This is a genomic window from Pontibacter sp. HSC-36F09 (assembly GCF_024171605.1).
In the GTDB taxonomy this organism is placed as follows: Bacteria; Bacteroidota; Bacteroidia; order Cytophagales; family Hymenobacteraceae; genus Pontibacter.
This window is the reverse complement of the sequence record NZ_JALKAA010000003.1, coordinates 687,831-694,041: the sequence shown is the minus strand read 5'-3', so window position 1 is coordinate 694,041 and position 6,211 is coordinate 687,831. Positions and strand designations below refer to the sequence as shown.

Sequence of the window (6,211 nt, the reverse complement as noted above, 5' to 3'; positions counted from 1 at the left end):
GCTCTTTTTTTTCATCTTTATGTAAGGAATAAGTTTGAATCAAAAGGTAACGCTTATCCGCTGCTTTTTAAAACCAGCTACCGAAGGTTTAGTGCAACCCTGCACAGGCTCCATACTTCGGCTGCGCCTTGTTCACAGCCTGTACTAAACGTTATACTAGAGAACTAATTCACCTTCCCCACATACTCTAAAAACCCCACCTCCCTCTATGAAAACAACCTCTACCCTACTATGCCTGCTTATTGCCATCACATTTGCAGTACCAGTCCAGGCACAGGACTGTAAGTGTGCTGATGCGTTTGAGCAGTCGGTGCAGGTATACGAAAACGACTATGCCCTATTTCACATCAAAGTAACAGACCAAAACAGGGAGCTATACCTTGCAAACAAAGCTGTGTACCGCGACAAGGCCAAGGCTGTCACAGCCATTGAGGACTGCCTGCCTGTACTGAAGCAATGGCTGGCGTTCTTCAGGGATGGGCACAATAACATAAAATTCACCGTAGCTAACGGCAGCCAGCAATTGCGCGAGCACATAAAGGTAGACAGAGCCACTTTTATCACTGACCTGAAAAAGATACAGAAGAAGAAAGCATACCGGGCTAATGACCTGCTGGGTATCTGGAAGTATGGCGCTTATGAAGTGGGCATTATGCCTGACCCTAAGTCAAGTGACCACAAGCGGGATTTTGTTGGGGTGGTCCTCGAAAGCAATAATGCCATCTGGAAAACAGGAGATGTGCGTTTTGAGCTGAACCAGGTATACGGAAATGATTATGAGGCCGTGTACTACATGGATGACAACAGCAGCCGACAGTTTAAAACAAAACTGCAGAGCCCCGAAAAGCTGGAATTCGTGTCTTATAACACCTGGCACAAGGTATGGCCCGCTGCCAAAGGGACAAAACCACCGGAAGAGATCGCGCGCTACAGCGACTTTCACTTCAGGATGCTAGAGGGTGATGTGCCCTACATACGCTTCCCGAATTTCTATGAGAAGCAACCCGCCTTTGTTGACAGTCTCCTCAAAGCCCATCACCAGGAACTGATCAAAGCAGAATTCATCATCATCGATGTGCGGGACAATAATGGCGGAAACGACGCCGTATACCTGCCGGTGCTGCCTTATGTATTATCCGGTCCTGTACAGATCCCCAACATTGGCACCTGGCTGTCCGAGGGCAATTTAAAATCGCTGCTGGCTGGCAAAGATCCTGAGAAGATGGACGAGGCCGATAAGGCAGAGTATGATTACGTGATGTCATTAAAAAACACGATGTTCTGGTATAATCAGGAAAAATATGCCCGCACCTACAAGCCCGATACCCTTTATGCACCTAAACAAAAAGTGGCTGTGCTGATAAACGCGAAAACGATCAGCTCCGGAGAGACCTTCGTGTACAGGGCCCGCCAAAGCGACAAAGTGATCTTGTATGGACAGAACACGGCCGGTATTGTCGATGGTTTTATGGTGCTGACCAAAAGTATCGGCTGCTTTGATCTGCGCTACCCTTCTACCCTTCGAGCCCGTGATGTGGCCGAAAATCCGATTGACCCTTACGGTATGGCCCCTGACGTATACGTGAGCCCGGATGCAGACATACTCGAATTGAGTATACAGCACATGCGCCACTTACTGAAAGCAGGTAAAACACACCCCTCTAATTAGGTATACCTGATATACCTTTTCTTATTTCTGAATTACGCACTCATGGTTTACTTAACCACGAGCAGGTACTTTCATGTGCTAAGCAATTCGTTATTTGCAAACTACTCTCCTCAATTCCGTACAAAACCAAACAGTGTATGGTGGCTCCTGAAAAATCGGGGTGAGTACCTTAATTTCAGCAAATATGATCTACATCGTGATGGGAGTAACAGGAAGTGGCAAAACCACGGTCGGTCAGAAACTTGCCGGCAGGCTGCAGCTCCCTTTTTATGATGCAGACGATTACCACCCCCTGCAGAGCATTGATAAAATGCGCCAAGGTATACCTTTGAACGACCAGGACCGGGCACCCTGGCTGGCACAGTTGGCCGGTTTGATTCCTTTTTGGGAAACAAATGGAGGTGCCGTATTGGCCTGCTCTGCCCTGAAGGAGGATTACCGCAAAAGGCTGCAAACTGTTCCGGACATTAGCTGGATCTACCTGGATGGTTCCCGCGACACCATCCTGAAGCGACTGCAGACGCGGCATGCGCACTTCATGCCGCCTGCCATGTTGGAGTCGCAGTTGCAAGCGCTGGAGAAGCCAGCCTACGGCATACACGTCGATGTTTCCTTAAGTCCTGAGCAGATCGTACAGGAAGTAATGACTAAACTAGAGCATATGAACCCACAATCAGAATTTGGTGTGATCGGCCTTGGTGTGATGGGCAAAAGCCTGGCCCTGAACCTGGCCAGTCATGGTGTGCGTGTTGCAGTATATAACCGTCACCTGCCGGGTAAAGAAGAAGGTATAGCCGAACAGGTAATTTCCGAAAACCCTTCCTTCACTAGTATAAAAGGCTTTGACCAGCTTGAAGAGTTTGTGCAGTCGCTGGAAAAGCCGCGCAAAGTACTTCTGATGATCTTTGCTGGCGCCATAGACGCGCAGCTGGAAGCACTCATCCCGCTGCTGGAGCCAGGCGATGTGGTGATTGACGGTGGTAACTCCTATTATAAAGATACGACAAGGCGTACTGCGCTGCTCTCCGGCAAAGGGCTGCACTTCGTGGGTACCGGCATATCCGGTGGTGAGGAAGGCGCCCGCAAAGGCCCGTCCATTATGCCCGGCGGTCCGCGTGAAGGATTTGAACAGATAGCCAAATACCTGGAGCTGATCGCGGCCCGGGACAGCAAGGGCAAGTCCTGCACCACCTACATTGGACCTGACGGAGCCGGACATTTCGTGAAGATGGTGCATAACGGGATAGAGTATGCCGAGATGCAGGCATTGACGGAGGTTTATTCGCTCTTACGCTATATGCTAGGTATAGCACCTGCTGATATTGCTGCCATTTTTTCAGATTGGCAAAAGAATGGATTGGGAAGTTACCTGCTGGAAATCACGATTGACATTCTGCAAAAGAAGGAAGGTGAAGAACTACTGCTCGACAAAATACTGGATCAGGCCGAGCAGAAAGGTACCGGAGGTTGGTCGGCAGCTGTAGCCCTGGAGTACGGCGTACCGTACGATACTCTTTCAGCCGCTGTGATGGCCCGGGCGCTTTCCGCCATAAAAACCGAACGGGTAAAAGCGGCAGACCTCTACCAGAAACAAAACCCTAATGTTACGATCGATGAAAACAGCTTTGTTCACAGTCTGAAGCAGGCCTACCAGGTAACCCGCATTATCAATCACGAGATCGGCTTTAGCTTAATGCGTGAAGTGTCTGTGCAACTGGACTGGAACCTGAACTTAAGCGAAATTGCCCGCATTTGGACCAACGGCTGCATTATTCGCTCTGAGCTGATGGAAGAGCTGGTAGAAATCTACCAGCAGGAGCAGCGCCTGCTCATGGCCCCTCCTATCGTTGATCGGATCCGAAACGCGCGGCAGGGTTTTGCTTCTGTCGTGGCGCTGGGGCTACAGTACGGTATACCGCTGCCGGTGCTCTCTGCTGCCTTAAATTATTTCTTAGGGTATAGTACCGCTGACTCAGCGGCCAACCTGATACAGGCGCAGCGGGATTACTTTGGAGCGCACACTTACCAGCGCAAGGACAAACCTACCGGAGAGTACTTTCATACTAACTGGAAAGGTTAAATAAATACTGGATAAATATAGTGTTTAAACATCTTTTTAAAATTACATCACAAGTGATATAAGTCACTTCTGCCGCTGACTACCGTCATAAGAATAGAAGAGTTACTGGTGTTCTTTTGTGAACATAAAGACACTCTAACAGCTATTCTTATGAAACGGTCACATTTACCAAAAGCAATACGGCTGGCCATGATGGGCATTTTCTGCCTCGGCATCGCCTCTTCCTGTGGCACCAAGACCACAAATGCTGAAATCTTAAGCTCCCTCAACGAAACGGCCGCTCCCACTGAGATGCCCGTGATCGAAGCGGAGTTGACGGATGCCCCACTTGTTCCGGCTCCTATCACCCGCAAGCACCCGGCCAAAGTGGTGGTGCGCCTGGAGGTGACCGAAGTAGTGAAGAAACTGGCTGACGGCGTAGACTATACCTTCTGGACCTTCGGCGGCTCAGTGCCAGGCAAGTTCATCCGCGTACGCCAGAACGACGAGGTGGAGTTTCACCTCATGAACCACCCCGACAGCAAGAACCCACACAATATTGACTTGCACGCCGTGACCGGCCCGGGCGGTGGCGCTGCTGCCACTTTCACAGCCCCTGGCCAGGAAACAGTGTTCAACTTCAAAGCCCTCAACCCTGGCCTGTATGTGTACCATTGCGCCACAGCGCCGGTAGGTATGCACATCGCCAACGGTATGTATGGCCTGATCATGGTGGAGCCGGAAGAAGGTATGGCGCCTGTTGACAAGGAGTACTACGTGATGCAGGGTGATTTTTACACCAAGGGAGGTTTCGGTGCGCCTGGCCTGCAGCCATTCGACATGGAGAAAGCCCTGGACGAAAGACCCTCTTATGTAGTGTTCAACGGCTCTGTGGGCTCTATGACAGGCGACAATGCCATCACCGCCAAGGTAGGTGACAAAGTACGTCTCTTCGTGGGCAATGGCGGTCCTAACCTGGTATCCAGCTTCCACGTCATCGGTGAGATCTTTGACAATGTGTATGTAGAGGGTGGCTCAACCGTGAACAAAAACGTGCAGACCACGCTGGTGCCTGCTGGTGGCTCCGCTATCACAGAATTTAAGGCTGACGTGCCAGGCAACTATGTGCTGGTAGACCACTCCATCTTCAGAACCTTCAACAAAGGCGCACTGGGTATGCTGAAAGTAGAAGGACCGGACAACCTGGCAGTATTCTCCGGACAGACCGAGCAGAAGATCTACCTGCCAGAAGGCTCTACCGTACAGGAAATGCCGAAGTCTAACACACCGAAAGCTGCCTTCGCCTCTAACAAGGACATGCGCCTCGAACTGGGCAAAACCCTCTACGCGCAGAACTGCCAGGCCTGTCACCAGGCAGAAGGCCAGGGCATTAAAGGCGCCTTCCCTCCGCTTGCAAAGTCTGACTACCTGAATGCCGACGTAGATCGCTCTATCGGGGTAGTAGCCCACGGTCTGGAAGGCCAGATCAAAGTGAACGGCGAGGTATACAACAGTACCATGCCGAAGCTGAAACTGTCTGACGAAGAGATCGCCAACGTGATGACCTATGTGGTAAACAGCTGGGCTAACAAAGGTGGTGAGATCACACCGGAGCAGGTGAAGAAAGCCAAAGCCAAGTACAAGCACTAATCCTTAACAAGTATCAATCATGCGACGACTTCTGACAATCTTGCTGATGCTCGGAGCCTGTAGTATAGCACAAGCACAAAAGGGCTCTCCTGCCGACATGGTTCATGTGAAGGGAGGCATTTTTGTGCCGCTTTACGGCAGCAACAACCAGGCTGTGACGGTGCAGGGCTTCCAGATGGACAAGTACCCGGTCACCAATGCCCAGTATGAGGCCTTTGTAAGCAAATACCCGAAATGGCAGAAGTCAGAAGTAAAGGCGCTTTTTGCAGATGCCGGCTACCTGAAGCACTGGGCCAGCCCGCTGGGCGTGGGTACTGCTTCTGACAAGCTCAAAGACAGTCCTGTGATCAACGTGTCTTGGTTTGCCGCCAAGGCATACTGCGAGTGCCAGGGCAAGCGACTGCCTACTGTAAACGAATGGGAGTTTGCCGCACTGGCCAGCGAATCGAAAAAGGATGCTTCCAGCGAGCCCAGCTTTTACCAGCGCAGTCTCGATTGGTACAGCCAGCCAAACCCTAAGTACCTGCCACCTGTGAAGGACGCCTTTAAAAACTACTACGGTCTTTATGGTATGATAGGACTGGTATGGGAATGGACCTCTGATTTCAACTCGGCCCTGATCGTGGGTGAGTCCAGACAAAACGCCAGCATGGACAGGCAACTGTTCTGCGGAGCCGGTTCTGCTGGAGCCAGTGATGTAAAAAATTATGTGGCCTTTATGCGCTACGCCTTCCGCTCGAGCCTCAAAGCCAACTACACAGTGGCAAACCTGGGCTTCAGATGCGCGCAGGACGCTCCCGCACTAACCACAGCCAAAAAATAATCTAATTGTT

Annotated in this window: 4 protein-coding genes; all 4 read left to right on the top strand. The window is 50.9% G+C overall.

The genetic code is table 11. The annotated features are described in order from the left end of the window. The first annotated feature begins 208 nt into the window (after nt 1–208). The 4 genes from L1278_RS12935 (at nt 209) to L1278_RS12920 (ending at nt 6,201) form a co-directional block, all read left to right on the top strand. Nucleotides 209–1,669 carry a S41 family peptidase gene (locus L1278_RS12935; protein WP_253405048.1) on the top strand — a complete coding sequence of 487 codons (1,461 nt, stop codon included), beginning with the start codon at nt 209–211 and terminating at the stop codon, nt 1,667–1,669. A gap of 184 nt (nt 1,670–1,853) precedes the next feature. Beyond that, the gene (gene gnd / locus L1278_RS12930) at nt 1,854–3,749 is read left to right on the top strand and encodes a decarboxylating NADP(+)-dependent phosphogluconate dehydrogenase (protein WP_253405046.1); all 1,896 of its coding nucleotides are present in this window, start codon (nt 1,854–1,856) and stop codon (nt 3,747–3,749) included. 150 nt (nt 3,750–3,899) lie between these two features. Continuing rightward, nucleotides 3,900–5,378, top strand: coding sequence for a copper-containing nitrite reductase (nirK, locus tag L1278_RS12925; protein WP_253405044.1), 1,479 nt, complete (start codon nt 3,900–3,902; stop codon nt 5,376–5,378). 19 nt (nt 5,379–5,397) lie between these two features. Next, nucleotides 5,398–6,201, top strand: a complete 804-nt coding sequence (locus L1278_RS12920; protein WP_253405042.1) for a formylglycine-generating enzyme family protein — start codon at nt 5,398–5,400, stop codon at nt 6,199–6,201. Nucleotides 6,202–6,211: the final 10 nt, after the last annotated feature.